Genomic DNA, 22482 nt, shown 5'->3' with positions numbered 1-22482 from the left:
GCCGCAAAGCTATCTACCTTTGCCGTAAAGGCATCTCAGGGCGGAGTCATCGTGGACGGCACAGCGCAATCCCCTCTCATGAGCCGGTGGTTAGGCCTCATCGCCGTATCTCTGGGTGTGGCCCTCATCGTCGTGGACATCACCATCGTCAACGTGATCCTCGCCCCGATCATCGAGGACCTCTCGATCGGCGCGGTCGAGGCCCAGTGGATCCAGGAGTCCTACGCGATCGTCTTCGCCGCGTTGCTCCTGCTCACCGGACGCCTCTCCGATCTGCACGGCGCCCGCAGGATCTTCCTCATCGGTCTCGGCGTGTTCGGCGCGACCAGTGTGGTGGCCGCGTTCGCGCCGAACGTCGGCCTGCTGATCCTGGCCCGGTTCTTGCAGGGCATCGGTGGTGCGATGATCCTTCCGACGTCGTTGGCCCTGGTGAACGCGTCGTTCACCGGCAAGGCCCGAGGGCAGGCGTTCGCGGTCTGGGGATCGACGATCGGCGCCGCGGCGGCCGTCGGCCCGCTGCTGGGCGGCTGGCTCGCCGACTTCTCCTGGCGCTGGGCCTTCGGCGTCAACGTCCCCCTCGTGGCGCTGATCACCGCGGGCGTTCTGTTCCACCTGCCCGCGTCGCCCCGCACCCCGGGGCGTATCGACGTCCTCGGCGGCGCCCTGTCGACGATCGGGCTCGGCCTGCTCGCGTTCGCGCTCATCGAAGGACGCACCTACGGCTGGCTGATGACCACCGAGCCGCTGACCGTGGGCGGTCTCACATGGCGCGACGGCCCCTCTCCGGCCCTCGTCGCCTTCCTCGTGTCGGCGCTGGCGCTGTTCGCCTTCTGGCGCCGGCAGACGGCGCTCGGCCGCAAGAACGGTGAGCCGCTGATGGACGTCCGGCTGTTCTCCGTCCCCTCGTTCCGCAACGGCAATGTCGTGACGCTGATGGTCGGCGTCGGAGAGTTCGGCATCATCGCGGTGCTGCCGTTGTGGTTGCAGTTCGCTCTGGACTACAGCGTGTTCCAGGCGGGGCTCGCGCTCGCCGCCCTCGCCGTGGGCAGTTTCTGCGCCAGCGGTGCGAGCTTCTCGATGCCCGCACCGCCGCTGGTGCACGTACGGACCGGTCTGCTCCTGGAGGCCGCCGGTCTGGTGATGCTGGGGCTGATCGCCGCCACCGACAGCGCCTGGTGGCTGATCGTGATCGCGTTGTTCGTCTACGGCGTCGGCGTCGGGTTCGCCACCGCGCAGGTCACCAACGTCGCCCTCGCGGACGTACCCGTCGAGAGCGCCGGACAGGGGTCGGGCATCCAGAGCACGGCACGCGAACTGGGCTCCGCGCTCGGCATCGCCGTACTCACCACCCTGTTCTTCAGCACGCTCGCCTCCAGCCTGCACGACCGTCTCGCCCGCACGGGTCTTCCGGGCCAGGACGCCGAACGGCTCGGCACGGTCGTGACCGAGAGCGCGGGAGCGGTGATCCCCTCGCTCTCGGCCGATCCGGAGACCGCGGCGGTCGCGGACGCCGCGCGCGAGGCGATGACCACCGGGCTGGAGGTCTGTGCTTACACCTGCGCGGGGCTGCTCCTGCTGGCGCTCGCGGTCACCCTCTTCGTCGCCCCCAGGGCCGTGGCTGCGGCCGTCACCACGGAGCGCGAGCCTTCACCTCGGGAACCGACCCCGCGCGCGTGAAGCTCCGCTGTTGGCCCGGTTAAGAAATCCTCGATGGACGGCGTCCCTCCGGCCCGTCAGATTGGTACGCGTTCGTCGTCAGTTCTTTCACTTCGCCTGGAGCCACAGCCATGAAGGCACTTGTCAAGCAGTACGCCGAGCCCGGGCTGTGGCTGATGGACGTGCCGGAGCCGGAGGTGGGCCCGGGCGATGTGCTGATCAAGGTGCTCCGTACCGGCATCTGCGGCACCGACCTGCACATCCGGTCCTGGGACGGCTGGGCGCAGCAGGCCGTCGCCACACCGCTCGTGCTCGGTCACGAGTTCGTGGGGGAGGTCGCGGCCGTCGGCGCGGACGTCCCGGACATCGCGGTCGGTGACCTGGTGAGCGGCGAGGGCCACCTGGTGTGCGGGAAGTGCCGCAACTGTCTGGCCGGCCGTCGCCACCTCTGCCGCTCCACCGTCGGACTCGGCGTCGGCCGCAACGGCGCCTTCGCCGAGTACGTGGCCCTGCCCGCGTCCAATGTCTGGGTGCACCGCACCAAGGTGGATCTGGACGTGGCCGCGATCTTCGACCCGTTCGGCAACGCCGTGCACACCGCGCTCTCCTTCCCGCTCGTCGGCGAGGACGTACTGATCACCGGCGCGGGCCCGATCGGCATCATGGCGGCGGCCGTCGCCCGGCACGCCGGCGCGCGCAATGTCGTGATCACCGACGTCAGCGAGTCCCGCCTGGCGATCGCCCGCAAGGCCGGCGCGAACCTGGCGCTCAACGTCGCGCAGTCGGACATCGCCGACGCGCAGCGGCAGTTGGGCCTCAAGGAGGGCTTCGACATCGGTCTGGAGATGTCGGGCCGACCCGAGGCGATGCGCGACATGGTCGCGAACATGACGCACGGCGGCCGGATCGCCATGCTCGGCCTGCCCGCCGAGGAGTTCGCGGTCGACTGGTCGAAGATCGTCACCTCGATGATCACGATCAAGGGCATCTACGGCCGGGAAATGTACGAGACGTGGTACGCGATGACCGTCCTGCTGGAGGCCGGCCTCGACCTCAGCCCCGTGATCACCGGCAAGTACGGCTACCAGGACTTCGGCGCGGCCTTCGACGAGGCCGCCACCGCCCGCAGCGGCAAGATCATCCTCGACTGGACGACCTGAGCCACCGACGGGCCCCGCCCCGTTCCGCCCTCCCGAACCGGGCCGCGCCCCGGCCCCGCAGAACCACCGCCAGGAGAACCCCCGCATGTACGCATCCGTCCGCGACGACCTCCGCGCCACCCTCGACGAGATCCGCACCGCCGGTCTCTACAAGCCCGAGCGCGTCATCGGCACCCCGCAGAGCGCCTCCGTCGCCGTCGCGTCCGGCGACGTGCTCAACTTCTGCGCCAACAACTACCTCGGCCTCGCCGACCACCCCGACGTCGTCGCCGCCGCCAAGGACGCGCTCGACCGCTGGGGCTACGGCATGGCCTCCGTGCGCTTCATCTGCGGCACCCAGGAGATCCACAAGGAGCTGGAGCAGCGGCTCTCCGCCTTCCTGGGCCAGGAGGACACGATCCTCTACTCCTCCTGCTTCGACGCCAACGGCGGTGTCTTCGAGACCCTCCTCGGCCCCGAGGACGCGGTCATCTCCGACGCCCTCAACCACGCCTCGATCATCGACGGCATCCGCCTCTCCAAGGCCCGCCGGCACCGCTACGCCAACCGTGACCTCGCGGACCTGGAGCAGCAGCTCAAGGACACCCAGGACGCCCGCCGCAGGCTCATCGTCACCGACGGCGTCTTCTCGATGGACGGGTACATCGCCCCGCTCGCCGAGATCTGCGACCTGGCCGACCGGTACGACGCCATGGTCATGGTCGACGACTCGCACGCCGTCGGCTTCGTCGGCCCCGGTGGCCGCGGCACCCCCGAGCTGCACGGCGTCATGGACCGCGTCGACATCATCACCGGCACCCTCGGCAAGGCCCTCGGCGGCGCCTCGGGCGGCTACGTCGCGGCCCGCGCCGAGATCGTCGAGCTGCTGCGCCAGCGCTCGCGCCCGTACCTCTTCTCCAACTCCCTCGCCCCGGTGATCGCCGCCGCGTCGATCAAGGTCCTCGACCTGCTGGAGTCGGCCGGTGAGCTGCGAGAGCGCCTCAACGCCAACACCGAGCTCTTCCGTACGAAGATGACCGAGGCGGGCTTCGAGATCCTGCCCGGCGACCACGCCATCGCCCCCGTGATGATCGGCGACGCGGCCGAGGCCGGCCGGATGGCCGAGCTGCTGCTCGAGCGCGGTGTGTACGTGATCGGCTTCTCCTACCCCGTCGTCCCCATGGGCGCGGCCCGGATCCGTGTGCAGCTCTCCGCCGCGCACTCCACCGCCGACGTGGAGCGGGCCGTGGCGGCCTTCATCGACGCCCGGGCGACAATGGCTGGGTGATCGACCCCCGAAGGCTGCGCATCCTGCGAGCCGTGGCGGACCACCGGACGGTGACCGCCGCGGCCGCAGCGCTGTATCTGACCCCGTCCGCCGTGTCCCAGCAGCTCGCCGCGCTGGAGCAGGAGACCGGCCACACCCTGCTGACCCGCAGTGGCAAGGGCGTACGGCTGACGGCGGCCGGCGACATCCTGCTGGCCCATGCCAACGCCGTCCTCGCCCAGCTGGAGCGGGCCGAGGCCGAGCTCGCGGCGTACGCGGGCGGGGCGGCCGGCGAGGTGCGGGTGGTGGCCTTCGCGACGGGCATCGCGGAGGTACTGGCCCCGGCCATCGGGCGGCTCGCCGACCGGCACCCCGACATCCGGGTACGGGTGCGGGACGCCGAGGGTGCGGAGAGCCTGCGGCTGGTGCTCGACGGGGAAGCCGACGTCGTCCTGGCCGTCGAGTACCGGGGCTCGCCGGGCGAGGACGACCGGCGCTTGGCGCGCGTACCCCTCTACGCGGAGCCGTTCGACGCGGTCCTGCACACCTCGCACCCCCTCGGACGGGGCGCGCACGTCGCGCTCGCCGAGCTGGCCGACAACGACTGGATCGGCCCCTACCCCGGCAACCCCTGCCACGACGTGATGCTGCTGGCCTGCGAGCTCGCGGGATTCCAGCCACGCCTCGTGCACTCCTCGGACGATTTCCGCGCCGTCGTGGCGCTGGCGGGAGCAGGTGCCGGGGTGGCGCTCGTCCCGCGCTCCGCGCTGCGCGGCATGGAGCTCAAGGACACGGTGGTGCTCCCCGTGACGGGCCCGGCCGCGACCCGCCGGGTCTTCGCCGCCGTGCGCCGGGGGGCCGAGCACCACCCGCTGATCAGGCCGGTTCTGGACGCGCTGGCCGAATCGGCGGCCGGGCTCTCCATCGACTGACGACACAGCACCGAGGGCCCCTTCCCGCTGCCCCCTGTGCGGGCTGTCGCTCCGCCCTGCGGGGGTGAGCCGTGTCTCATCCAGGCGGTCTTGTATATGCAACGAGTTGCATAGGAAGATCCGGGCTATGGCGCTCGAGCACGCGATCCTCGTCTCCCTGCTGGAGAAGCCCGGCTCCGGCTATGAGCTGGCCCGGCGCTTCGAGCGGTCCATCGGCTACTTCTGGACCGCCACCCACCAGCAGATCTACCGCGTCCTCAAGCGCATGGAGGGCGACGGCTGGATCGACGTCCGCGAGGTGCCGCAACAGGGCCGGCCGGACAAGAAGGAGTACTCCGTCGCCGCCGTCGGCCGGGCCGCCCTCTCCGGATGGCTCCACGAGCCGATCGAACCCGAGAGCGTCCGGCACGACCTCGCCGTGAAGATCCGCGGCGCGGCCTTCGACGACCCGGCCGCGCTGATCCGCGAGGTCGAGCGGCACCACCAGGAGCACGCCGACCGGCTCGCGCACTACCTCGCGGGGGAGCTGCGCGACTTCACCGGACCCGACGCTCCCCGAACGCCCGACGCCGGACGGGAGCTGCAGCACGCCGTGCTGCGCGGCGGTATCGCCTACGAGCGGATGATGCTCGCCTGGCTCGACGACGTACTCGCCACCCTCCACCGGCTCCGGCCCTGAGCGCTGGACCGGTACCGGCGAGCCACCGGTCCGGCCCCCGCAACGCCCTCCCCACCGCATGCGTCACCCGTCAACTGCCCAGCAGGAAAGGCGAACACCCATGGCTGACCCGCTTCTGTTCAACCCGCGCACCTACGACCCCGCGCACTTCGACCCCGAGACCCGCAGGCTGCTGCGCGCCACCGTCGACTGGTTCGAGGAGCGCGGCAAGCGCAAGCTGATCGAGGACTACCGTTCCCGTGCCTGGCTGGCGGACTTCCTGGCGTTCTCCGCCAAGGAGGGGCTGTTCGCGACCTTCCTCACCCCGGCCTCCGCCGCCGACGGGCAGCAGGACAAGCGCTGGGACACCGCCCGGATCGCCGCCCTCAACGAGATCTTCGGCTTCTACGGTCTCGACTACTGGTACGCCTGGCAGGTGACCATCCTCGGTCTCGGCCCGGTCTGGCAGAGCGACAACGCCGCCGCCCGGACCCGCGCCGCGGAACTCCTCACCCAGGGTGAGGTGTTCGCCTTCGGACTGTCCGAGAAGTCCCACGGCGCGGACATCTACTCCACCGACATGCTGCTGGAGCCCGACGGCGACGGTGGCTTCCGGGCCAGCGGCTCCAAGTACTACATCGGCAACGGCAACGCCGCCGGGCTCGTCTCCGTCTTCGGCCGCCGCACCGACGTCGAGGGCCCCGACGGCTACGTCTTCTTCGCCGCCGACAGCCGCCACGAGGCGTACCACCTGGTGAAGAACGTCGTCGACTCCTCGAAGTACGTCAGCGAGTTCCGCCTGGAGAACTACCCGGTGGCCGCCGAGGACGTGCTGCACACCGGCCGCGCCGCGTTCGACGCCGCCCTCAACACCGTCAACGTCGGCAAGTTCAACCTCTGCACCGCCTCGATCGGCATCTGCGAGCACGCGATGTACGAGGCCGTCACCCACGCACACAACCGCATCCTCTACGGCCGCCCCGTCACCGCCTTCCCGCACGTGCGCCGCGAGCTGACCGACGCCTACGTCCGCCTCGTCGGAATGAAGCTGTTCAGCGACCGCGCCGTCGACTACTTCCGCTCGGCCGGGCCCGACGACCGCCGCTACTTGCTCTTCAACCCCATGACGAAGATGAAGGTGACCACCGAGGGCGAAAAGGTCATCGACCTGATGTGGGACGTCATCGCGGCCAAGGGCTTCGAGAAGGACACCTACTTCGCCCAGGCCGCCACCGAGATACGCGGGCTGCCCAAGCTGGAGGGCACGGTTCACGTCAACCTCGCGCTGATCCTCAAGTTCATGGGCAACCACCTGCTGAACCCCGCCGAGTACGCGCCCGTGCCGACCCGCCTCGACGCGGCCGACGACGCGTTCCTCTTCGGTCAGGGCCCGGCCCGCGGCCTCGGCGCCATCCGCTTCCACGACTGGCGCACCGCCTACGACGCGTACGCCGGCGTGTCCAACGTCGCGCGCTTCCGCGAGCAGGCGGACGCGCTGTGCGAGTTCGTCACCACCGCCGCCCCCGACGAAGAGCAGAGCCGTGACCTCGACCTCCTCCTCGCCGTCGGCCAGCTGTTCGCGCTCGTCGTGCACGGCCAGCTGATCCTGGAGCAGGCCCGCCTGACCGGCCTCGACGAAGACGTGCTGGACGAACTGTTCGCCGTCCTGGTCCGCGACTTCTCCTCGCACGCCGTCGAGCTGCACGGCAAGGACTCCGCCACGGAGGAGCAGCAGCGCTGGGCACTGGGCGCGGTCCGGCGCCCGGTCATCGACGACGCCCGCTCGGCGCGGGTCTGGGAGCGCGTGGAGGCACTGTCCGGCGCGTACGAGATGAAGCCGTGAGAACGCGGCGACCGGTCCGTCCGGCCTGGCCCGGCCGGTAGCTGCCCTGGACCGCGGGAAGCCACGGTGCTTCCCGCGGTCCAGGCGCTCCGCGCGTCACCGACCCTCCGGAGAGGGGCACTGTTGACTGGGCGGCATGCCGCTCGACGACTATCTGGAGGCCGCCACGGCCCTGGAGCCCATCCTCGTTCCCGGGCGGGCGGTTCTGAGGCATGGGCGCGATCGACACCTAGCGGAGCGGTCGGAAGTAGCGGGCGAGCGCCCAGGACGCGAGGCGTTGGCCGGTGTCGTTGCCGACGGTGTCGGCGGACCGGAAGTGGATGCCTCCCCAGACACGGGCATTGATCACGTCGCGGTTGTACTGGTCCGCGTACGTGTAGTGCCGGGTGGAGCCCGTGGCTTGTGACGTGATGGAGAGGTCGACTCGGGAGGTGCCGAGGATCTCGGTCAGCGCCCGCATGAAGGCACCGGCTGTCGTCGCGTGTCCGCTCAGATATTCCGGATGCGCGGGCGTGCGGAGCAGGGGCTCCCACGCCCGATCGGGCACGGTCTTCGGGTTGCCGTCGGTGTCGGCCAAACGGATGGCGGTGATGGGCCGCCACGACCGGTAGTGGATCTTGGAGTCCCAGGCGGTGATGACCGCATCGGCTGTGGTGGTGTTCGCGGCGGCGAGCAGCCGCGCCGTCGCGGCGATGCCGAAGCGGTGCCGCGCCGCGTAGTCGCACAAGGCTTCCTGAGTGCTCAGGGCGCCGGAGAAGAACCGGGCGGTATCCGTCTGCTCCGGGCTTCTCTTCGACCCGCTCTTCGACCCGAACGCCTTCACCTCGGTGACGTCCTTGGCGTAGCGGGCGGAGGTGAGCTTCGGGGGCCCGCCGGGGCGGAACTGCCCCGGAGAAGTGAGCAGCATCGGCCGCAGCTTGCCCATCCAAGCGCTGCTGAAGGGCTCATGGGCGGTCGGGGTCGGTCGCCAGACCCCGGGGGCGGGACGGGCGGCGAAGACCACGCGCGCGGAGCGGCCGTCGCCCTTCCGGGTCGTGATGATGTGGTCGGCGGCGCGTTGCCCGAACGCCACTCCCTGATCCTTGGCCCGCCCGTCGGGGATCTTGGCGAGCGAGGCGGCGTAGGCGGCTTGCAGACGGGATTTCGAGGCCGGGAAGTACGTCAGGAGCACGCGGTGAGCGGCAGCCGCCGCGGCAGCGGCGGGAGAGGCGGAGCGGGGCCCACGCGCCGTCCACTTGTAGGGGGCGTATCGGCCCTGAATGCCGACGACGGCGTTGTACATGGCGGTGGAGACGAAGGAATGCCAGATCATCGGCTCGGGGATGGGGCGCTGGGCATCGGTCTGGATCGTGGCGGACGCAGTGGCGACCCAATCGCAGACCATGCTGGGGTCCGTGATGGAAGAGACGCTTCTGCTCTCAGCAGACGCGGGACCAGGGCCGACGGCAAGTGCGAACACAGCCAGACCTGTGACGACGGTCCTCGCGGCCGCACGCGGCAAAGAGAACGACGTCGAACCGTTGTGGTGCATGGCACGCTCCCTCGCATACCGGCATGACACTCATGCCGGGTCCCGGCGGACCCTTACAGGGGCCGAGCCGGAGCGGGACCCTGTCGGGGGAGAGCATGCCCCGGCCGCGGACCTCAACGGATCGGTTTCATCTGATTCCGCCCGAATGGAGCCCTCAAGTGTGTCGGCTGACGTAGTCCGAAAAGGTGAACGATGAGGCCGATCCGGGGAGTTCGCGAATCGCCGCAGAGCTCACGGACCCCAGCCCACGGTGTGTGGAGCACGGGCGGGCCGGCATCGGTGAACGGCGCTCCTACGGGGTTCCTCGCCTACTCGGCTTCGGGGTACCAGCCATCGGTCAACGTCTGGGGACCCGTACTCGCCTTCTTCACCGTCGCCACCCTCCGGCCGGCCCGGGCGGTGACGGCTGCGGCGATCCCGACGGCCGTCGTGTGGACCTACGGCTCCTTGGCCACGGGGGTCCTGTCGGTCGGAGTCTCCGTCGCGCAGACGGTCATCGTCCTGGGCATCGCCTGGGCCTTCGGTGCGAGTCTGCGCCAACTCGGCCTCCGTAACGTGGAGTTGGCCGAGCTGAGCCGTCAGCTCCAACGGGAGCAGGAGGCGAGGGCGCGCCACGCGGTGACCGAGGAACGCCTCCGCATCGCCCGGGAGCTGCATGACGTGGTGGCGCACCACGTGTCCGTGCTGTCCGTGCAGAGCGGGCTGGCCCAGTACGTTTTCGACTCCGCCCCGCAGACCGCCCGAGCCGCGTTGGACACCATCAACACCACCGCCGGCCGGACACTGGAGGAGATGCGGGGCCTGCTGAAGGTGCTGCGGATCCCGCCCGACGGCACCGACGTCATCGCCGGTTCGCCCAGCGGGCCGACACCCGGCCTGGGCAGCCTGCCCGAGCTCGTCGAACGCATGAGGGCCGCGGGTGTCACCGTCGAGGTCATGGCAAACGGGGTCGAGCGGCCACTGGCACCGGGCCCCGATCTGTGCGCGTACCGGATGGTCCAAGAGGCGCTGACCAATGTGCTCAAGCATGCCGGACCGGCTCACGTGACCGTGTCCTTGGACTACACCCCGGAGCAGCTCACCGTCCGGGTGGTCGACGACGGCGGGGATCCGGGTGCGGCTCCCCGGCAGGTGACAGGAGGCGGTCAGGGGCTGATCGGGATGCGGGAGCGGGTCAACATGTACGGCGGAGCGTTCCGTGCCGCGCCCCGGCGGCCTGCGGGTTTCGAGGTGATGTTCACCCTGCCCGTCCCGTCCTAGGTCACGATGTCGTGCGGTCCTGTCGCCCGGTGCCTCATCCTGCCACCGGCTGTGCCACCGCGGCTTCGAGCCGCCACGGCGGCCGCCACAGCGGCGACTGTTTGACGGCCGGATCGAGGTGCTCGTCGTGGAGCCGGTCGCCGAGACCGCACGCCGCCGGCTGCCCGACAGTGTTTGCGTGCACGATGCGAGGGCAGCCGGAGGGTGGCAGCAGCGGGGGCGACGAGAAGGAAGTGATCGCATCATGAGCGCCAACGAGAAGGCCAAGGCCAAGGGCGAGCAGGTCAAGGGCACGGTCAAGAAGGAAGCGGGCCGTGCGGTCGGCAACGAGAGCAAGACCGCCGAAGGCCGGGCCGAGAAGTCCAAGGGCGATCTGCGCGAGGCCAAGGAAAAGGCCAAGGATGCCTTCAAGGACTGACGCAGCGCACTCGTCATGGGAGTTGGTGGGGCCCGGCCTTCAAGGCCGGGCCCCACCGCATGTGGCAGCGGACCGACCTCCGGCATGACGCGTCGCCCCGCCCAGGTGCTGTGGCGGCGCATGCCGTCAGGCGGTGGCGTCCGGCTGCTCCGGTGTGGTGCCGGCCGGTGAGGGGGCGATGAGGTCGAAGCACGCGTCCACCGAGGCCGCCGTGGTGACGGCCTGGTCCATGCCGGTCAGGGCGAGTACGTGCCGTACGTGTCCACCGACCGCGGCCAGGGCGATTCCGCCGCCGGATGCCCGGGCGCGCTGCTGTGCGCCGAGGAGGGCGTTCATCCCGCGCGAGTCGCAGAAGGCGAGACGAGAGCAGTCCAGAACGATCCACCGTCGCCCGCTCTCCAGAACCTCTGTCATGGCCGCAGCCAATACGGCCTCACTGTCCAGGTCGAGCTCACCCGTCAGCTGGAGCACGACCTGCTCCTCCTGCTCCCGGCTCGCGGGGAGGGCCACCAGCCTGGCGTTCACTGCTCCTGCCTCCTCGTCCGACGCGATCGCGGCGGCTGCGGGGTGTCCTTGTTCCCCACAGCCCTGTTCCCCACAGCACAGCGCTCTTCAGCTGCCCAGCCGTGGGGTCAGAGCCGAAGGGCACAGTAAAGCTCCCCCGCGACCTCCCTGAAAGCTACCGCACCTGAGATAGATATGTTACTGGTTCGGGGTTAATTTCCTGCTGGAGTGCACGGGGGCAGGGCTTTTTCACGCCGCCGTGCACTCAGTCCACAGGCAGCAATACGTGAGGCCACCGGAGGCTGCGCGTCAGCGCTCTCCGGCCCGCAGGTAGCGGTCCTCCACCGGTAGTGCCGCTACCAGTAGTGCCGCCGCCCGCCGACGGCATGTCCGACCGCGCCGAGGATCCACAGGATCACACCGATGACGACCAGGACGATCCCGATGGTCCACAGGATGGCGATGCCGGCGAGGAAGCCGATGATGAGCAGAATGACTCCGAGGACGATCACGGTATCCTCCGATCTCGCGAGTGCAAGCTCAGTTCCACTATGTGCCGCGTTTGGTCCCACGGCAACGGATTCCCCCGCGTGCGCTCAGATGAGCGGCGAGGGGCCTGGAGGTCTCTGGTTCCGGTGAGGCCACGCTCTTGTCAGGCCGACACCCGATGTCTGCCTGATGCCTGTGCGAGCGAGGAGCTGCCCGGCCTGCCTTCGGACATCGCCGAGCTCGCAAATGGCCGGACTATCCGGGTACTTCACCGATCGTCAGTGCCTTCAGTGCCTTCTCGAGCCGAATCTTCCGGGACTTCGGGGTGCGAGCCTGGAGCAACGGCAGGATCATCAGGTAGCGCCCGGTCGTGTCGAGTGCCTCGAACGCCTTCATGGCCTCGGGGTTCGCGTCGAGCGCCGCCGCGAGATCGGACGGGACCGTCGCCGTCTTCTGCGATTCGTAGGCCCCCGCCCCTGCACGTCCTCCTGTGCCTTGCGCACTTCCGCCAGCCCGGGTTCGCGCATCCGCCCCGATGCCGTCAGCATCGCGACCTTGTCCACATTCACCTGTGACCACAGGCTTTTGGGCCGACGGGGCACGTACTTCTGCAGGTAGTACTGCTCGTCGAAGGACCGCCGTTGCCCGGAGATCCAGCCGTAGCACAGCCCGATGTCGACCACCTCGTCGTCGGTGACCGTCGGAATGCCTGACTTCTTCTTGGCCATTTTGATCCACACACCCTCGTGGCGTGTGCAGTGCTCGGCCAGCCAGTTCTCGAACGCCTCGGCGTCCAAGAAGGTGATGACCTCCACCCCGTCGATCTCATCCATACGACTCAGGCTATTGCCCACCCGAAGCGGGCCCGGGGGGGAGGGGGAGCAGGGGTTGGGAGCAGCGAGACGCGGAGTATTCGGGCTTGGGCTTTTTCCCGCACACCTTCTCCTGCCCCGGCATCGCCGGAGCGGCGCGGAAGCGGGCGTCAGGCGGCTGTGCGCGTGGGGCGGAAGGTGCGGCGGTACGCCTGGGGTGAGACACCGATCGCGGCATGGAGGTGCTGGCGCATTGAGGTGCCCGTGCCGAAGCCGGCCCGATGCGCGACGAGGTCGACGGGCCAGTCGGTGGTCTCCAGCAGATGACGGGCGAGGTCGACGCGCTGCCGGGTGAGCCACTGGCCGGGGCTGAGGCCGACTTCCTCGCGGAAGCGGCGGGTCAGGGTGCGCACGCTGACCTTGGCGTGGGCGGCCAGGTCGGCGAGCGTGAGGGGTGCGGCGAGGCGCTCCATGGCCCAGGCGCGTGTGGGCGCGGTGCCGTTGCCGGCCGGGTCGGGGACGGGGCGCTGGATGTACTGGGCCTGCCCGCCGTCGCGCCAGGGTGGCACGACGCAGGAGCGGGCGACCTCGTTGGCGATCCGACTGCCGTGGTCGCGGCGGACGATGTGCAGGCACAGATCGATGCCGGCGGCCACCCCGGCCGAGGTGAGGATGTCGCCGTCGTCGACGAAGAGCACGTCGGGGTCGACGCGCGCCGTGGTGAACATGCGTTGCAAGCGGTCGGCTTCGCGCCAGTGGGTGGTGGCCGGGCGGCCTTCGAGCAGCCCGGCGGCGGCCAGGACATAGGTGCCGGTACAGATCGCCACCATCCGTGTGCCGGGCCGTACGGCGGCCAGCGCGTCACGGAGGCCGTCCGGCAGGCGGCCTTCCGCACGGATGGGACCCAACGCGTGGGAGGGCGGGATCACCACGGTGTCGACGGTGGCCAGCAGCGATGCGTCGTGGGAGACGGTGAGGTCGTAGTCGGCCTCGGCACGTACGGGGCGGCCGTCCAGGCTGCATGTGGTCACGGTGTACAGCGACTTGCCTGCCGCGTCGCGGGCGGCGCCGAAGATTCGCGCGGGAATGCCCAGCTCGAAGGGGAGGACGCCGTCCAAGGCCAGGACGCCAACGCGATGCATGACCCGATCCTTTCAGACCTTGGCCGTCAAGCCGCTACTGGGGGACCTGCCGGCCGAACAGTCTTGGCACGTGCCCAAGCGAACGGGCACACCGCACGAATGAACTTCCTGAAAGAGACGAACATGTCCCAGGCCACCACCCCCACCACGATGCGGGCCGTCACCCAGGACGCCCCCGGCGGTCCGGAGGTCCTCAAGGTCGTCGAGACCGCGCGGCCCGTCCCGGACCGGACGGAGATCCTGGTGCGCGTACAGTCGGCCGGAGTCAACCCGGCCGACTGGAAGACCCGTGCCCGAGGCCGGTTCGCCACCGGAGCCGAGCCCCCCTTCATCCTGGGTTTCGACGTCTCCGGCGTCGTCGAGGCGACCGGCCCCGGTGTCACGATCTTCAAGCCGGGTGACGAGGTGTTCGGGATGCCGCGCTTCCCCCACCCCGCCGGCGCCTATGCCGAGTACGTCACCGCCCCCGCCCGCCACTTCGCCCACGGGCCCAAGGCACTCGACCACACCCAGGCGGCCGCCCTCCCGCTGGCCGCGCTGACCGCCTGGCAGGCCCTGGTGGACACCGCCGACATTCAGCCCGGCCAACGCGTTCTGATCCACGCCGCCGCCGGAGGGGTCGGCCACCTGGCCGTACAGATCGCCAAGGCCCGCGGCGCGCACGTCATCGGCACCGCCCGCCGGGCCAAACACGCCTTCCTGCGCACGCTGGGCGCCGATGAACTCGTCGACTACACCGAGGTGGACTTCGCCGAGGCCGTGCGTGACGTCGATGTCGTCCTGGACACCATCGGCGGCTCCTACTGGGAGCGCTCGCTGCGCACCCTGCGCCGCGGCGGCTCGCTGATCTCCATCCTGCCGCTGGACGAGACCTTCCCCGCCGAACAGGCCGACGCCGCAGGGGTCCATGCGGTGTTCATGCTCGTGGAGCCCGACCAGGCGGGGCTGCGCCAGATCGCCGCGCTGGTGGACGGCGGCCGGCTGCGCGTCGCAGTCGACGCGGTCTTCCCGCTGGAGAACGCCGCCGAGGCGCACGCGCTCGGCGAGGCCGGCCGCACCACGGGGAAGATCGTCCTTTCCGTCAGGGGCCCGGGAGGACCGGCGTTCGGCCCCGGATCGCCCATGCGCGGGCGGTGAGCGCGATCGCCCCGTCCGGTCGCGTCGGCAATGCCCCGCGCAGCGTGTCACGCAAGCGGCCCCGGGTAGCGGGTGCGAGGGCCGCGACGTAGCCGGGGGCGGGCCCCTGACCCGCCAGGAAGGGCTCCCACAGATCCGCGAACCCGGCGAAGACGGTGGACACCTCGATCGGGGCGACGGCCACGTCGACCAGCCCCGCCTCCGTCCACAGCGCGCGGAGGGGATCCGGGCGGCACACCGGGAACCGGTGGCCCTCGTCCAGCGAGGCGGCGGACGGGTCCACCGTGACCGCGGCGTCCCAGAAGCGGCGCAGGAACGCCATGCCCTCCGCGTAGTCCCACACGTACGCGGCGACCAGCCCGCCTGGCCGGACCACCCGCGCCGCCTCGGCCACCGCCGCGCCCGGCGTGGGCAGGAAGTTGAGCACCAGTCCGCTGACGGCCACGTCGCACGTTTCGTCACCCACCGGCAGTGACAGCGCGTCGCCCACCACGAAGCGCGCCGGTGGGGGAACGGCGGCGCGGGCCGAGACCGCGAACCCGGCGGACCGCTCCAGCCCCACCACGCACCGGGGCCGGCAGCGGTCAGTAACCGTCGCGGTCAGTGCCCCCGTACCGCAGCCCACATCCAGCCACCGCCCACCGTCCGCGCAGCCGAGCCACGTCATGAACTCGTCCGCGACCAGACGGCTCCACCGGCCCATGTACCGCTCGTAGGCGTCCCCGGCCGCCCACGTATCGATCCCTGACCCCGGCGGGCAGCGTCGGCTGCCGTTCCCCGGCGGCGGCCCCCTCCTCTCCGGCACAAGGGGTGCCCGCCCTGGAGCCGTGGAAGAGTGCTTGACCGGAGGTCTCGCCCTGGCCAAGACGTTGCCGTCTCACAAGGGGCGGGTCTGGCGTGTGACGACGGGAGAGCGCATGAGCGCTGCCAGGATCGCGGTCGTGACGAGCGGCTTCGGCCTCGACGAGGACGTGGATCTCCCGCTGATCGTGGACGCGCTGCGAGCCGACGGCTCGGCAGCGGAAGCGGTGGCCTGGGATGCGGACCGTGCGGCGTGGGCCGGCTTTGATCTGGCGGTCATCCGGTCGACCTGGGACTACGCCGAACGCCCCGGCGAGTTCCTGGCATGGGTCGACGCGACGGCCCGCGTCACCCGGCTGTGGAATCCGGCGCCGGTGGTGCGGTGGAACATCGACAAGCGCTATCTGCTGCAACTCGCCGAGCGCGGGGTGCCCGTCGTGCCCACGCACATCATCGAACCGGGCGGGCGGTGCAGCGAAGGGGACTTCGACCGGGCTGATGGAGTGGTGGTCAAGCCCGCGGTTTCCGCGGGCGCGTGTGACACCGCCCGCTACGAGCCCGGCCGGCACGCGGACGCCATGCGCCATGCCCGGGTACTGCTGGACCAAGGTCGCGTCGTGGTGATCCAGCCGTATCTGCCTCTCGTGGAGGAGGGGGAACGCGCTCTGGTCTTCTTCTCCGGCTGCTTCAGCCATGCGATCCGGAAGGACCCCGTGCTGACCGAACCCGGAGTGATCGACAATTTCAGGGAGGTGCACCCTGGTGTCGCCCCGTATCAGCCGACCGAGGCGGAGATCCGTACAGCGCTGGGGGCGCTGGCAGCGATTCCGTCGTCGCGCACCCTGATGTTCGCCCGTGTGGACCTGGCGTTGAACGAGGCCAGGGAACCCGTGGTCATGGAACTGGAACTCATCGAGCCGAATCTGTTCCTTCAAGGCAACCCGCGAGCGCTGGAGCGTTTTGTGGAAGCCGTGGCGGCGGAGAGCCGAAGGTGACAGTCACCGCTGCCCTGCCCAGGCCCCGAACGGCTGAACGGCCGGCCTCCGGGCATGCGGGGTGCGCAGGAGTGCCGAAGACTGATCGAGCCGTGTGTCGACGCGGCTCGTGAGGACCGTACAGGGAGTGATCGAGTTGGCCCCACCAAACGAATCCGGCTGCGAGATGATGAAGCGCATCGCGAAGGATCTCGAGAAGGAAATCGACCGCACTGGTAAACGGATCAATGAGCTCGAAGAGAAAATCGCAGCTCTCAAGGCGCAAGCAAATCCGGACCTGAAGGAGATCCAGGCCCTCGAAAAGATCGTGGAACAGCTCCAGAAGAAGCGGGAGGAAGACCAGAGCTCTCTGTCCACGCTGCAGGATGTCATCACCGAGAACTGCTAGTTGGCCCCGCCATGGAGTGTGGTTCCACCGGGTGCGGCATGACAAGATCGTGTGCGGTTCGGCATGATTGATCAGTTGTCCTGTCCCAGCCCGTTCCGGAGGAACACCACGGCCCTCGACTCCGAGCTTGCCCCGACCTGTCTACCGCGGTCCGCAGCCGGTCGCCGGCCCGGTCCCGCGCCGGTGCCGCCCGCAAGCGCCCCCTCGCCTTCACCCTTCTGGCTGAATGGCAGCGGCTTGTCCTCGGCGTGCCCGGGACTCCCTTCCGTCAGGGCGACGCCTTCGCCAAGGGCGGCCGGGAACGCTACGCACTGACGCCTCGTACGCGGCAGGACTTTGCCGGATGTCTGCGCCAGAGCGGCGACCGGGAGGTCCCCCTGGCCGCTCGCGCGGCCAGGGCCTACCTCGACGTTGCCTTCTTCCATCCCTTTTCGGACGGCAACGCCCGCCTGGCGCTGCTGGCCCTCGCTTACGTCCTGGAGAGGGACGGAGTGCGGCTCGATCGGGTCGGCCCTTTGCAGACCGCGCGTTACGCGGACGATTCCGCCGGCGCCGTGGACCTCGTCGTCCTGCTCGCCGTCCTCATCCGCGCGGCCCACCGCCGGGCCGCCGGAACCCCGCATGTCGGCGCCGGGTGCGGGCCGTATGGAGCAATACACCACCCGGGTCATGGGCGACCCGCCCATGGGGTGCCCAGTGCAGGGTCGGAGCCATGACAGGATGTCCGTATGTCTACCAACGTTTTCTTCGACATCACCATTGACGGCGACGCCGCCGGGCGGATCGTCTTCAAGCTGTACGACGACGTCGTTCCCAAGACGGCGCAGAACTTCCGCGAGCTGGCCACCGGCCAGCACGGCTTCGGCTACGAGGGCTCGGGCTTCCACCGGGTCATCCCGGACTTCATGCTCCAGGGCGGTGACTTCACCCGCGGCGACGGCACCGGTGGCAAGAGCATCTACGGCGAGAAGTTCGCCGACGAGAACTTCAAGCTCAAGCACGACCGGCCGTTCCTGCTGTCCATGGCCAACGCCGGCAAGAACACCAACGGCTCCCAGTTCTTCATCACCACGGTGGTGACGTCGTGGCTGGACGGCAAGCACGTGGTGTTCGGCGAGGTCGTCGAGGGCCAGGAGCTCGTGACGAAGATCGAGTCCCTGGGCAGCCAGTCCGGCACCCCCCGGGCCAAGGTCGTCATCTCCGCGTCGGGCGTCGTGGGCGAGTAACACCGCCTCATCAAGTGGGTTCTCGGGGCCATCGGCCGGAGACGACTCCGGCCGATGGCCCCAGGCCCTGGGGTCCTGGCCCCCCGGAGATCCCGCCGCCGCGTCACGCCGGGTAGAGCGTGCGGATTCCGTCGATGTCGTCCTGGGAAAGAGTCCGGTGGACTCCGCTGTACGTAGGCGCCATGACCGCTGTGGCCACCTGGGAATGATCCAGCCCCAGAAGGTGCCCGATCTCGTGCAGCGCGACGGTCTCCGTGTCAAAGGTCGGAATGTTGCCCGTCATGCTCCACTTCTCGGCGTCGTCGAAGTGCAGAGCTCCGGCATTGGGTCCACCGCACGGCGGAGGGAAGAACGCGTGGGCGAGCGTATTGCCGATGCCGTCGAAGCTGGAGCCGTCGCCATGTGATCCACTGGCCCATCCGACCGCGAAGTCCGCGTCGGACGAGGTGGTCGCCTCGAAGCTCATGCCGAACAGCGCATGGGCCCAGGTCTCGAAGGCGTTCCCGACCGAGCCCCGCTCGTCTTCCGCAGTGATGTCCTGAGTGCCGTTGAAGAACCGGTACGTCAGATTTTGTTGCTCATACTTGCAGCCTCTCAGTACGAATTCGGCACTGGCGCCGTCCAGCACCCGTTCGACGCTCCGTGTGTCGGGCACTCCGCAGCGGAACTTCTCCATCGCCTCTATGGTTGCCCGGTCAACCTCACCCGTCTCCTCGAGCCCATAGAAACGCTGGAACGTGGCCACCGCGTCGCTCGTCGCATTGTCGAGCCGACCGCGCTCCCCGCTGTCGCGAAGGTAGCCGTAACGTGACAGATACTCTTGGACCTTGACGAGCTCGGAGTCCTCCGCGCCTCTGGTGGCGTGCTCGAGCCCGATCGTGAACCGTTGCTCAGCCATCTCGTCTCCCGGTCTTCGGCCTGCTTCGATCCCCCCTGATTCCGTGTGCCCGGGCCTACTTCCATCGTGAACATTCCTCCGCGACTCCGCACTTCGGTCGCCGAGGGCGTGTCTCACCCTGTCGAAAACCCTCGCCCGAACAGGCCGCCGTGGCCATAACCGACACAGTCCTGCCGGAACGCGTCAAAAGTTGGATCGGCTCCTACGCGCGGCCTGCGGCGGCTCCTACGCGCGGCCTGCGCCCTTCGCCCACAGCGAGCGCACATGCCCGAGGTGCCGGGCCATGCACTTCTCGGATCCCTTGGCGTCGCCGGCCAGCATCAGATCGAGGAGTTCCAGGTGCTCCTCGGCCGAGTGGATCAGCTCGCCGCGCTCGTCCAAGCCGGTCAGCCCGTACAGACGCGAGCGCTTGCGCAGGTCGCTGACGGTTTCGACGAGGCGTTCGTTGCCGGAGAGGGCCAACAGGGAGAGGTGGAACTGACGGTCGGCTTCCAGATAGCCGATGAGATCGTGGTCGCGCGCGGCGCGCACGATCTCCTCGGCGACGGGGCGGAGGGCCTCGAGGTCCTCGCGGGCCGCGGTGCGGGTGATCCGGCCCGCCATCGGCACCTCGATCAGCGTGCGGATCTCGGTGTACTGGTCGAGGTCACGCTCGTTGACCTCGGTCACCCGGAAGCCCTTGTTGCGGACCGGCTCGACCAGGCCCTCCCGGGCCAGGTCGAGCATGGCCTCGCGCACGGGTGTCGCGGAGATGCCGAAGTCCTCCGCGAGACCCGGTGCCGAATAGACCTGGCCCGGGCGGAGTTCACCGGAGATCAGGGCGGCCCTCAGGGCGTGGGCGACCTGATCGCGCAGCCGCTCCGTGGCGGTGATGAGGTTGCGCTGCTTGAGGTGCCCCATGGTGTCCCTTTCGTGCCCCGATGGACTGGACCACCAGCGTACAATGTCACATTGCTTTTAGGGCGTCAGGGTGTAGGTCCGGCTCGACGTGAAGAACTCCGTTGCCGCGTGGCCCTGTTCGCGCGGTCCGTGCGCGGACGCCTTGGCGCCGCCGAAGGGCAGATGGAAGTCGACGCCGGTGGACGGGGCGTTGACGCGGACCATGCCGGTGTCGAGCCCGTCGAGACCGTGCAGCGCCGCGCCGAGGTCGGCGGTGTGGACGGAGGTGACCAGGCCGTAGGGGACGGAGTTGCTGATCCGTACGGCATCGGCCAGGTCGTCGGCCGGCAGCAGGGCAGCGATCGGGCCGAAGACCTCCTCGCCGAGCAGCCGGTGGCCCTGCGGCACCTTCTCGACCAGCGTCGGGGCGGCGTACCAGCCGGGCCCGTCGGGGGTGGCGCCGGCGGCGAGAACGGCGACGTCGCCGTGGACCGCACCGACCCGGTCGCGCGCCCACGCCGAGATGAGCGGTCCGCACACCGTGGCCGGATCGGCCGGGTCGCCGACGGGGAGTGCGCGCACCGCCTCGGCCAGCGCCTCGCGCAGGGGTTCCAGGGCAGCGCCGACGGCGATCACCCGGCTGGTGGCGGTGCACTTCTGCCCCGCGTATCCGGCGATGGCCGAGGCGATGTGGGCGGCGGCCCGTTCGATGTCGGCGTCGGGCAGCACGATCGCCGCGTTGAGTCCGCCCATTTCGGCCTGGACCGGGATGCCCCGGGCGGTGGCCGCGCGGACCACCGTGGCGCCCACGGCCGTCGAGCCGGTGAACGAGACGACATCGGCGGTGGAGAGCAGGGCGCCCCCCTCGGCCGGCCCGCCGGGCACGAGCGTGAACACCCCGCTCGGCAGGATCTGTTGGGCGATCTCGGTGAGGCGAAGGGCGCAGGCCGTGGCCTCGGGCGCGGGCTTGAGGACGACCGTGTTGCCGGCCGCCAGGGCGGGCGCGGCCTTCCAGCTCGGAATGGCGAAGGGGAAGTTCCAGGGGGTGATCAGGCCCGCGACGCCGTGCGGGCGGCGGCGGGTCAGTAGGAGTCCGGGGCCGGCCGCCGTCTCGTGGACGGCGCCGGTGGGCTCGTAGGGGGCCTGGGCGTAGTACCGCCAGATCGCGGCGGTGCGGGCCACCTCGGCCCGTGCCTCGGCGATCGGCTTGCCCACCTCCCGCACGGCGAGCGCGGCCAGCTCGTCGGCGGCGGCCTCGACCGCCCCGGCGATCGCCGAAAGGGCCGAGGAGCGTGCGGCCGCTCCGCCGTGCAGCCAGCCCGGCTGGGCGGCGCGGGCCCGGTCTGTGGCATCGGCGGTGGCGAGGGCGCCGGGTGCGGTGAACTCGGCGAGGACGTCCGAGGGGTCGGCCGGATTGCGGGAGACGAAGGAGGTCGCGTCGGCCGGTTTCTGCTGGGTGGTCATAGGAGGAAGCCTCCGGGGAAGGGGTCGTCCGGGTCGAGGAAGTACTGGGCGGTGCCGGTGATCCAGGCGCGGCCGGTGATGGTCGGCACGACCGCGGGCAGCCCGCCGACCTCCGTCTCTCCCACCAGGCGGCCGGTGAACTCCGTGCCGATGAAGGACTCGTTGACGAAGTCACGGTCGAGCGGGAGGGCGCCACGGGCATGCAGCTGGGCCATCCGGGCGGACGTTCCGGTGCCACAGGGGGAACGGTCGAACCAGCCCGGGTGAATGGCCATGGCGTGCCGCGAGCGATAGGCGTCCGAGCCGGGCGCGGCGAGGTAGACGTGCTTGAGGCCGTTGATCTCGGGGCGCTCGGGGTGGACGGGCCGGTCCGCGGAGGCGTTGACGGCGTCCATGACGGCGAGCCCGGCGGCGAGGAGCTCGTCCTTGCGGTCCCGGTCGAGGGGCAGGCCCAGCGCTTCGAGTTCGACGAAGGCGTAGAAGTTGCCCCCGAAGGCCAGGTCGTACGTCACCGTCCCGTACCCGGGTACGGTCACCTTCCGGTCCAGGCCGACGCAGAAGGCCGGCACGTTGGTGAGTGTGGCGGACTTCGCCGCGCCGTCCTCGACCCGCACCTCCACCGTGATCAGTCCGGCCGGCGCGTCCAGCCGCACGGTGGTGACGGGCTCGGTGACCGGCACCATCCCGGTCTCGACCAGCACGGTGGCGACCCCGATGGTGCCGTGTCCGCACATCGGCAACAGCCCGGACACCTCGATGAACAGGACCCCGTAGTCGGCGTCGGGCCGGGTGGCCGGCTGGAGGATCGCGCCGCTCATGGCGGCGTGACCGCGTGGTTCGTACATCAGGAGCGTACGAAGGTGGTCCAGGTGCTCGATGAAGTGGAGCCGGCGCTCGGCCATGGTGGTGCCGGGTATCACCCCGACGCCGCCGGTGATGACGCGGGTGGGCATGCCCTCGGTGTGCGAGTCGACGGCATGGAAGACATGACGGGTACGCACGAGCGTCCTTTCGGCAGTGGGCCTTTCGGCGGTCGGCGGCGG

The 22482-nt window shown here is 70.0% G+C and carries 25 protein-coding genes; 13 read left to right on the top strand and 12 right to left on the bottom strand.

What is annotated here, in order from left to right:
* Window positions 1-78 precede the first annotated feature (78 nt).
* The 6 genes from FHS38_RS20435 to FHS38_RS20410 all read left to right on the top strand — a co-directional run bounded on the left by FHS38_RS20435 (window position 79) and on the right by FHS38_RS20410 (window position 7495).
* Window positions 79-1677 (top strand): MFS transporter, encoded by a 1599-nt coding sequence (locus FHS38_RS20435; protein WP_184735400.1) that lies wholly within the window; start codon window positions 79-81, stop codon window positions 1675-1677.
* Between the two features lie 110 nt (window positions 1678-1787).
* Entirely contained in the window at window positions 1788-2816 is a 1029-nt protein-coding gene (gene tdh, locus FHS38_RS20430) for an L-threonine 3-dehydrogenase (protein WP_184735398.1), read from the top strand.
* An 85-nt stretch (window positions 2817-2901) separates the two neighbouring features.
* On the top strand, window positions 2902-4083 hold the full coding sequence (locus FHS38_RS20425; RefSeq protein WP_184735396.1) for a glycine C-acetyltransferase: 1182 nt from the start codon (window positions 2902-2904) through the stop codon (window positions 4081-4083).
* The gene (locus FHS38_RS20420) at window positions 4080-4994 is read left to right on the top strand and encodes a LysR family transcriptional regulator (RefSeq protein ID WP_184735394.1); all 915 of its coding nucleotides are present in this window, start codon (window positions 4080-4082) and stop codon (window positions 4992-4994) included. Before FHS38_RS20425 ends, FHS38_RS20420 begins: the two co-directional genes overlap by 4 nt.
* A gap of 127 nt (window positions 4995-5121) precedes the next feature.
* Entirely contained in the window at window positions 5122-5673 is a 552-nt protein-coding gene (locus tag FHS38_RS20415; RefSeq protein WP_184735392.1) for a PadR family transcriptional regulator, read from the top strand.
* A gap of 100 nt (window positions 5674-5773) precedes the next feature.
* Window positions 5774-7495, top strand: coding sequence for an acyl-CoA dehydrogenase family protein (locus tag FHS38_RS20410; protein WP_184735391.1), 1722 nt, complete (start codon window positions 5774-5776; stop codon window positions 7493-7495).
* Between the two features lie 229 nt (window positions 7496-7724).
* Here FHS38_RS20410 and FHS38_RS20405 read toward each other — a convergent pair whose 3' ends face one another.
* Window positions 7725-8879, bottom strand: a complete 1155-nt coding sequence (locus FHS38_RS20405) for a vanadium-dependent haloperoxidase (protein ID WP_229822638.1) — start codon at window positions 8877-8879, stop codon at window positions 7725-7727.
* 426 nt (window positions 8880-9305) lie between these two features.
* On the opposite strand from FHS38_RS20405, the gene FHS38_RS20400 reads away from it, so the two are divergent.
* Window positions 9306-10286 (top strand): sensor histidine kinase, encoded by a 981-nt coding sequence (locus FHS38_RS20400; protein ID WP_184735387.1) that lies wholly within the window; start codon window positions 9306-9308, stop codon window positions 10284-10286.
* 34 nt (window positions 10287-10320) lie between these two features.
* On the opposite strand, the gene FHS38_RS20395 is transcribed toward FHS38_RS20400, so the two are convergent.
* On the bottom strand, window positions 10321-10470 hold the full coding sequence (locus FHS38_RS20395; RefSeq protein ID WP_184735385.1) for a hypothetical protein: 150 nt from the start codon (window positions 10468-10470) through the stop codon (window positions 10321-10323).
* Window positions 10471-10530: 60 nt separating this feature from the next.
* Between FHS38_RS20395 and FHS38_RS20390 the strand changes: the two genes are divergently transcribed.
* Complete coding sequence (locus FHS38_RS20390; protein ID WP_184735382.1) at window positions 10531-10704, top strand: CsbD family protein; 174 nt, start codon at window positions 10531-10533, stop codon at window positions 10702-10704.
* Window positions 10705-10830: 126 nt separating this feature from the next.
* Here FHS38_RS20390 and FHS38_RS20385 read toward each other — a convergent pair whose 3' ends face one another.
* From FHS38_RS20385 to FHS38_RS20370, 5 genes are all read right to left on the bottom strand, one after another.
* Window positions 10831-11229, bottom strand: coding sequence for an STAS domain-containing protein (locus FHS38_RS20385; protein ID WP_184735380.1), 399 nt, complete (start codon window positions 11227-11229; stop codon window positions 10831-10833).
* A gap of 335 nt (window positions 11230-11564) precedes the next feature.
* Window positions 11565-11720, bottom strand: a complete 156-nt coding sequence (locus tag FHS38_RS20380; RefSeq protein ID WP_184735378.1) for a DUF6131 family protein — start codon at window positions 11718-11720, stop codon at window positions 11565-11567.
* 232 nt (window positions 11721-11952) lie between these two features.
* Window positions 11953-12093, bottom strand: coding sequence for a YdeI/OmpD-associated family protein (locus FHS38_RS36130; RefSeq protein ID WP_308433551.1), 141 nt, complete (start codon window positions 12091-12093; stop codon window positions 11953-11955).
* Complete coding sequence (locus FHS38_RS20375) at window positions 12090-12530, bottom strand: YdeI/OmpD-associated family protein (protein ID WP_308433552.1); 441 nt, start codon at window positions 12528-12530, stop codon at window positions 12090-12092. The genes FHS38_RS36130 and FHS38_RS20375 overlap by 4 nt, the downstream gene beginning before the upstream one ends.
* A gap of 149 nt (window positions 12531-12679) precedes the next feature.
* On the bottom strand, window positions 12680-13651 hold the full coding sequence (locus tag FHS38_RS20370; protein WP_184735376.1) for a GlxA family transcriptional regulator: 972 nt from the start codon (window positions 13649-13651) through the stop codon (window positions 12680-12682).
* Between the two features lie 99 nt (window positions 13652-13750).
* Between FHS38_RS20370 and FHS38_RS20365 the strand changes: the two genes are divergently transcribed.
* The gene (locus FHS38_RS20365) at window positions 13751-14788 is read left to right on the top strand and encodes an NADP-dependent oxidoreductase (RefSeq protein ID WP_373301833.1); all 1038 of its coding nucleotides are present in this window, start codon (window positions 13751-13753) and stop codon (window positions 14786-14788) included.
* Here FHS38_RS20365 and FHS38_RS20360 read toward each other — a convergent pair.
* On the bottom strand, window positions 14733-15491 hold the full coding sequence (locus FHS38_RS20360; RefSeq protein WP_184735374.1) for a class I SAM-dependent methyltransferase: 759 nt from the start codon (window positions 15489-15491) through the stop codon (window positions 14733-14735). The genes FHS38_RS20365 and FHS38_RS20360 overlap by 56 nt on opposite strands.
* A 214-nt stretch (window positions 15492-15705) precedes the next feature.
* Between FHS38_RS20360 and FHS38_RS20355 the strand changes: the two genes are divergently transcribed.
* The 4 genes from FHS38_RS20355 to FHS38_RS20340 all read left to right on the top strand — a co-directional run bounded on the left by FHS38_RS20355 (window position 15706) and on the right by FHS38_RS20340 (window position 18198).
* A complete protein-coding gene (locus tag FHS38_RS20355; protein ID WP_184735372.1) occupies window positions 15706-16584 on the top strand; it encodes an ATP-grasp domain-containing protein in 879 nt (292 codons plus the stop codon).
* A gap of 127 nt (window positions 16585-16711) precedes the next feature.
* Window positions 16712-16972 carry a hypothetical protein gene (locus FHS38_RS20350; RefSeq protein ID WP_184735370.1) on the top strand — a complete coding sequence of 87 codons (261 nt, stop codon included), beginning with the start codon at window positions 16712-16714 and terminating at the stop codon, window positions 16970-16972.
* A gap of 248 nt (window positions 16973-17220) precedes the next feature.
* On the top strand, window positions 17221-17688 hold the full coding sequence (locus FHS38_RS20345) for a Fic family protein (RefSeq protein WP_184735368.1): 468 nt from the start codon (window positions 17221-17223) through the stop codon (window positions 17686-17688).
* Window positions 17689-17700: 12 nt separating this feature from the next.
* Complete coding sequence (locus FHS38_RS20340; RefSeq protein ID WP_184735366.1) at window positions 17701-18198, top strand: peptidylprolyl isomerase; 498 nt, start codon at window positions 17701-17703, stop codon at window positions 18196-18198.
* A 103-nt stretch (window positions 18199-18301) separates the two neighbouring features.
* Here the strand turns inward: FHS38_RS20340 and FHS38_RS20335 are convergent, their stop codons facing one another.
* The 4 genes from FHS38_RS20335 to FHS38_RS20320 all read right to left on the bottom strand — a co-directional run bounded on the left by FHS38_RS20335 (window position 18302) and on the right by FHS38_RS20320 (window position 22440).
* On the bottom strand, window positions 18302-19096 hold the full coding sequence (locus tag FHS38_RS20335) for a matrixin family metalloprotease (protein WP_184735364.1): 795 nt from the start codon (window positions 19094-19096) through the stop codon (window positions 18302-18304).
* Between the two features lie 225 nt (window positions 19097-19321).
* Window positions 19322-19996 carry a GntR family transcriptional regulator gene (locus FHS38_RS20330; protein WP_184735362.1) on the bottom strand — a complete coding sequence of 225 codons (675 nt, stop codon included), beginning with the start codon at window positions 19994-19996 and terminating at the stop codon, window positions 19322-19324.
* A gap of 57 nt (window positions 19997-20053) precedes the next feature.
* The gene (locus FHS38_RS20325) at window positions 20054-21439 is read right to left on the bottom strand and encodes an aldehyde dehydrogenase family protein (protein ID WP_184735360.1); all 1386 of its coding nucleotides are present in this window, start codon (window positions 21437-21439) and stop codon (window positions 20054-20056) included.
* Complete coding sequence (locus FHS38_RS20320; RefSeq protein ID WP_184735359.1) at window positions 21436-22440, bottom strand: proline racemase family protein; 1005 nt, start codon at window positions 22438-22440, stop codon at window positions 21436-21438. The genes FHS38_RS20325 and FHS38_RS20320 overlap by 4 nt, the downstream gene beginning before the upstream one ends.
* Between the last annotated feature and the right edge of the window lie 42 nt (window positions 22441-22482).

Origin of the sequence: Streptomyces netropsis (assembly GCF_014203545.1) — a bacterium.
GTDB classification, from domain to species: Bacteria; Actinomycetota; Actinomycetes; order Streptomycetales; family Streptomycetaceae; genus Streptomyces; species Streptomyces netropsis.
The sequence above is the reverse complement of the archived record's forward strand: the minus strand, read 5'-3'. Positions and strand labels throughout refer to the sequence as shown.